Origin of the sequence: Pseudactinotalea sp. (genome assembly GCF_048594945.1) — a bacterium.
Taxonomy (GTDB): domain Bacteria; phylum Actinomycetota; class Actinomycetes; order Actinomycetales; family Beutenbergiaceae; genus Pseudactinotalea.
On sequence record NZ_JBMDXJ010000355.1, the window covers coordinates 1 to 5,438 of the forward strand.

6 protein-coding genes are annotated in these 5,438 nt (G+C 70.6%); 2 read left to right on the plus strand and 4 right to left on the minus strand.

What is annotated here, in order from left to right:
* On the minus strand, positions 1-196 hold a 196-nt coding region (locus ACOJSN_RS15945), incomplete at its 3' end, for a GntR family transcriptional regulator (protein WP_420113476.1).
* A 248-nt stretch (positions 197-444) separates the two neighbouring features.
* Between ACOJSN_RS15945 and ACOJSN_RS15950 the strand changes: the two genes are divergently transcribed.
* Positions 445-2,718 carry a family 78 glycoside hydrolase catalytic domain gene (locus tag ACOJSN_RS15950; RefSeq protein WP_420113477.1) on the plus strand — a complete coding sequence of 758 codons (2,274 nt, stop codon included), beginning with the start codon at positions 445-447 and terminating at the stop codon, positions 2,716-2,718.
* 91 nt (positions 2,719-2,809) lie between these two features.
* Here the strand turns inward: ACOJSN_RS15950 and ACOJSN_RS15955 are convergent, their stop codons facing one another.
* The gene (locus ACOJSN_RS15955) at positions 2,810-4,081 is read right to left on the minus strand and encodes an NAD(P)/FAD-dependent oxidoreductase (RefSeq protein ID WP_420113478.1); all 1,272 of its coding nucleotides are present in this window, start codon (positions 4,079-4,081) and stop codon (positions 2,810-2,812) included.
* Positions 4,082-4,257: 176 nt separating this feature from the next.
* Here ACOJSN_RS15955 and ACOJSN_RS15960 point away from each other — a divergent pair, with 176 nt between their 5' ends.
* Complete coding sequence (locus ACOJSN_RS15960; protein ID WP_420113479.1) at positions 4,258-4,458, plus strand: hypothetical protein; 201 nt, start codon at positions 4,258-4,260, stop codon at positions 4,456-4,458.
* Between the two features lie 3 nt (positions 4,459-4,461).
* Here ACOJSN_RS15960 and ACOJSN_RS15965 read toward each other — a convergent pair whose 3' ends face one another.
* The gene (locus tag ACOJSN_RS15965; RefSeq protein ID WP_420113480.1) at positions 4,462-5,118 is read right to left on the minus strand and encodes a carbonic anhydrase; all 657 of its coding nucleotides are present in this window, start codon (positions 5,116-5,118) and stop codon (positions 4,462-4,464) included.
* Positions 5,115-5,438, minus strand: a 324-nt coding sequence (locus ACOJSN_RS15970) for a carbohydrate kinase family protein (RefSeq protein ID WP_420113481.1), incomplete at its 5' end; no start/stop codon positions are given. The genes ACOJSN_RS15970 and ACOJSN_RS15965, both read right to left, overlap by 4 nt.

A 5,438-nucleotide genomic window follows, 5' to 3' on the forward strand; every position in this document is an offset into this window, starting at 1 on the left:
TCCCGCGGCGCTTGTAGAGCACGCCCTTCTCCACGAGCAGAGCCAGGCCCTTGCCCGCCGTGGCCGGGTTGATGCGGTGGAACGCGGCGAGCTCGTTGGTCGAGGGGGCCTGCGTCTCCTCGGCGAGCGAGCCGTCGAGGATCGCGTCCTCGATCGACTGCGCGATCTGGAGGAAGATTGCCCGCCCTTCGTCCATCGTGCCCTCCCTGGTTGCTCGGTTAGTTACTCAACTAATGAACCAGAGAACCGGCCCGGCTGTCAAGCCTCTCCCGCGTGCCCGAACGGGGGTCTGCCCGCTCTGACCGGTCGTAGCGGCCGGAACCTCCTGTTCGGCAGGGAGGGCGATGGGCGACGGCGGCTCGCCCCACTCCTCAGGAGCCCCTAGACTGGCGATTGAAACTATTCAATCCGTGCGGACTCGCACCTGGTTCGAGGGAGAGCCCCTTGCTCACGTCCACCGTCGCCGACGACCTCGCGTCCCTGCGCGGCGCCGCGTTCATCACCGCCGACGCCGATCGAGACACGGCGGTCGCCTTCCGGACCACAGCGCAACTGGACCAGGCGCGCTCGGAAGTGAGCTCCGCCGTCGTGCTCTCGACCGGACTGGGCATCTACGAACTGAGCCTGGACGGCGCGGCCGTGAGCGATGACCTGTTCGCGCCGGGCTGGACCTCGTACGAATGGCGGCTGCAGTACCAGCGCTACGACGTCACCGAGCAGGTGCGCGGTGGTGAGGGCGACCTCGCGATCTCCGCGCTGGTGGGCAACGGCTGGTACCGGGGCGACTTCGGGTTCGGCCGTGCCAACTCCAACTACGGCGAGGAGATCGGGCTGCTCGCGGTCCTGCAGATCACCTTCCGCGACGGTGCCACCCAGCAGATCGCGACCTCCACCGAGTGGGAGGCGAGCACGAGCGACGTCGTCGAGCACTCGATCTACCACGGCCAGCGCATCGACGCCCGGCTGCGCTCGCAGCCCGGCACAGCCCTGAGCGTGCGCGAGGGCACCGAGCTGGACCGCGACCGGCTGACACCGCAGATCGCCGAAGGCGTGCGACGCCACGAGGTGATCGCGCCGGAGAAGATCTGGACCTCTCCTGCGGGCAAGACGCTCGTGGACTTCGGGCAGAACCTCGTGGGCTGGGTGCGGCTACGGGCCAGCGGGCCCGCGGGAACCGAGATCGTGCTGCGGCACGCCGAGGTGCTCGAGAACGACGAGCTCGGGGTGCGGCCGCTGCGATCGGCGCGCGCGACCGACACGTTCGTGCTCTCCGGGGAGGGCGTCGACGAGTTCGAGCCCACGCTGACGTTCCACGGGTTCCGCTACGCCGAGGTGACCGGGTGGCCGGGCGAGCTGACGCCCGAGGACCTGGAGGCCGTGGTGGTGCACTCCGCGATCCGGCCGACGTTCGACTTCGAGTGCTCCGAGCCGCTGGTCAACCAGCTCGTGCACAACTCGGTGTGGGGGCAGAAGGGCAACTTCCTCGCGGTGCCCACCGACTGCCCGCAGCGCGACGAGCGGCTCGGCTGGACCGGCGACATCGCCGCCTACGCCGCCACCTCGGCGTTCCAGTTCGACGTGGCCGACTTCCTGCACAACTGGTTGCTCGACCTCGCCGAAGAGGGCAAGCACGACGAGCACGGCTACGTGCCCGTGATCGTGCCGAACAACCTCAAGCCGAACCTGATCCAGAAGCCGCTGCCGTTCCTCGACATGGCGGCGCAGGCGGTTTGGGCGGACGCCGCGGCGTGGGTACCCGAGGCACTCTGGAACGCCTACGGCGACCGCGACCGGCTCGCCGAGCACTACCCGGGCATGGTCGGGCACGTGGAGTCGGTGATCCCGCTGCTCTCGGAGTCCGGGCTGTGGGACCAGGGATTCCAGCTCGCGGACTGGCTCGACCCCGATGCGCCGCCGGATGACCCGGCGGCGGCCAAGGCCGACACGGGTGTGGTCGCTACCGCCTCGTTCTACCGGTCGGTGGCGTTCACGGCCGCGACCGCGCGCGAGCTCGGGCTCGACGCTGATGCGGAGCGCTGGGAGGCCCTGGCACAGCGGCTCCGCTCGGCGTTCCGCGAGCACTACGTGGCCGGACAGCGCGTGACGTCCGACTGCGCCACGGTGTACGCGCTCGCGATCTGCTTCGGGCTGCTCGAGCCGGAGGAGAACGTGTGGGCGGCGGCGCGGCTCGCCGAGCTGGTCGCCGAACGTGACTACCGCGTGACCACCGGCTTCGCGGGCACCCCGTTCGTCACCTGGGCGCTCTCCGAGCACGGTCACGCCGACGTGGCGTACAAGCTGCTGCTCGAGCGTGGCTGCCCCTCGTGGCTGTACCCGATCACGATGGGCGCCACCACGATCTGGGAGCGCTGGGACTCGATGCTGCCCGACGGCACCATCAACCCCGGTGAGATGACCTCCTTCAACCACTACGCGCTCGGCGCTGTGGCGGACTGGATCTACCAGGTCGTCGGCGGCATCCGCCCGGCCGAGCCGGGCTACCGCCGGATCCGGATCCAGCCCGTGCCCGGCGCCGGGATCGCGTGGGCCCGGGTGGGCTACGACGCGCGCGTCGGCCGGATCGAGAGCTCCTGGCGGCGTACGGACGGCGAGTTCACACTCGAGGTGAGCATCCCCGAGGGAGTGCCGGCCGATGTCGTCCTCCCCGACGGCACCACCCACGAGGTCACCGGCGGCACCCACACCTTCACCGCCTAGCTTTCAACGACGTTTCGACTCCCAACGCCCTTTCAACGACCTTTCGACCCCCCCCGCGCGCGTGGGGGGGTCGAAACGTCGTTGAAAGCGGTTAGCGGAGAGGGTCGAGGGGGCGGAGGACCTCAGGGGTCTCGCCGGTGGTGACCAGATCGGCGACCAGCCTGCCCGTGAGCGGGCCGAGCGTGATGCCCCACATGCCATGCCCACCGGCGGCGATCACGCGCGGGGAGCGGGTGGGGCCGATCAGCGGCAGGCCGTCGGGCGTGCACGGGCGGGAACCGACCCACTCGTCCTGCCGGTCGTCGAAGTCGGCACCGGCGAGTAGTGGCCTGGCTGCGCGGACGATCGCGTCGATCCGGCGAGGGTCGAGCGGCTCGCCCGGGCGCCGGAACTCCATCATCCCCGCGACTCGGTATCGGTCGCCCAGCGGGGTGCACGCGACGCGCTGGATCGGGAAGTACAGCGGCACCCGCGGCATCGGGTCGACCGGCACCGTGAACGAGTAGCCACGCCCGGCCTGCACGACCATCCGCACACCGAAGGATCGCGCGAGACGCCCGAGCCAGGCGCCGGTCGCGAGCACCACCACGTCGGCGTTGAGCACGTCCTCGCCCTGGTCGGTGCGGATCCGCACCGAGGCAGGGCTCGACGGCGTCCCACCGGAGATCTCGGTCGCCACCGTGTGTTCGTGGATGGTCGCGCCCTCGCGCCGCACGGCTGTGGCGAGTGCGTCAAGGTAGTGGGGTGGGTGCAGGAAGCGGGTGCCCTCGAGGCGGATGGCATTGGCCACGTCGTCGGAGACTGCCGGGGCGATCGCCCGCACCGCCTCGCCGCTGATCAGCTCGGCGCTGACCGGCTGGCCCGCAGCGCGGATCTGCTCGAACTCCTCCATGAGGAGGCGGTGCTCGTCAGCGCCCGCGAAGCAGGCGAGGAACGGGTCGGCCACGTGGGTCGCCTCGGCCACACCACCCGCGGCGAGCTCGTCGAACGCGTCCAGTGCCTGCTGGTTGAGCGGGATGTAGGTCTGCATCGCCCGCCGCCACGCCGACGCGGTGGAGTGCCGCAGGAAGCCGAGCATGAAGCGGATCATCGTGAGGTCCGGCCGCAGTGGCACATACAGCGGAGACGTCACCGAGAACATCGCCCGAAGACCGGTACGCAGGATCGCCGGCTCGGGCAGCGGCGTGGTGATCGGGGGAGTCAGCCAACCGGCGTTGCCCCACGACGACCCGGCGGCGACCGTGTCGGTCTCGATCACGCGGACATCGAGTCCGGCCCGGCGCAGGTGCCACGCGGTCGCCAGGCCGACGATGCCGGCTCCCACGACCACAGCGGAGGTGGGGGCGGGGAACGCACGGCGCATGTCCCCATCTTGCATGCTGGACGGCACTCGGCGTCGATGTTCCACCCAGAGGATGACGAAGGCTCAGGCCTCAGCCCCGGGGTGGAGACGCGATCGATCCGAATGGCCGATGCCGCGTGCTGCTCATTCGAGCAGGCTGGAGCCATCCACCCCAGTCCGACCCGGGAGGTCACCCGATGGCATCGCCGATCTCGACCCGCGCGCATCGTCGCGTCGAGGCAAGCCGGCTGGCGCTGCTGCTGGTCGCCGCCGCGCTCGCGGTGCTGATGGCGCTGCTGCTGCTCGACGGCGGAGCACCGTCGGTCTTGGCCATTGCCGCCGCGGCGGCCGGGTTCGGCGCGTTCCTCGGAGCGTGCCGGATGCTCGGCAGGGTGTGAGCGTCAGCCGATGTCGCCGATCACCTCGACCACGTCGATGCGGCCGTCGGCCAGCTTGTACTCGGCGCCGACGATTGCGCACCGGCCCTCCTCGACGGCCTTCGCCAGGGCGTGCGAGTAGTTGACGAGCATGCGCATGGTGCCGCGCAGGTGCTGCCGGCCGAGCTCGCCGGGCTCGGGCACCTCGAGGTCGAACGCCTCACCGTTGCTGCCTGCCCCGGTGGGCACGCGCGCCACGATGCTGGGGATCACCCGATCCACGACGGCGCGGATCATGCCCGTCGGCATCTCACCAGTGACCAGGGCGGCTCGGGCCGCTGCCACCGCGCCGCAGCTGTCGTGGCCCAGCACCACCACGAGCGGCGCGCCGAGGACCTCCAGCCCGTACTCGATCGATCCGATCACGGTGGTATCGACGACCTGTCCGGCGGTGCGGACCACGAACATGTCGCCGAGACCGCGATCGAAGATGATCTCGGCAGCGACGCGGGAGTCGGAGCATCCGAACAGCACGGCGAACGGGTGCTGCTCGTTGCTCACCTCGGCGCGGCGGTCCACACCCTGGCTCGGATGCTCCACCGAGCCGGAGACGAATCGCCCGTTTCCGGCGCTCAGCTCGGCCCATGCCTGCGCCGGGGTCAACGCGACGGTCTCGCTCATGGGGTGGGCTCCAGCTCGTGTCGGGTCGGGGGATCGGCGCCGGGTCGCGACACCGTGATGGCGGCGATCCGGGCTGCCCATCGCATGGCCGTGCGGAGGTCGTCCTCGGAGATCGCATGCAGCTTCTCGCGCCGGCTGGCGCCGAGCAGTTCTGCGGTCCAGAGCGCGTCGATCAGCCCGCTCATGTACGAGTCGCCAGCGCCAACGGTGTCCACGACCGTGACGGCCGGGGCAGGTACGTGGACCTCGAGGCCGCTGCTGGTGAATGCTGTGGACCCCTGGTCGGCCTGGGTCACGACCACGACCGCTGGCCCCTGCTG

Bases quoted from the DNA above. Each gene is read 5' to 3' on its own strand.
- ACOJSN_RS15960 (WP_420113479.1), top strand. From the start codon at position 4,258: ATGGCATCGCCGATCTCGACCCGCGCGCATCGTCGCGTCGAGGCAAGC.
- ACOJSN_RS15955 (WP_420113478.1), bottom strand. From the start codon at position 4,081: ATGCGCCGTGCGTTCCCCGCCCCCACCTCCGCTGTGGTCGTGGGAGCC.
- ACOJSN_RS15965 (WP_420113480.1), bottom strand. From the start codon at position 5,118: ATGAGCGAGACCGTCGCGTTGACCCCGGCGCAGGCATGGGCCGAGCTG.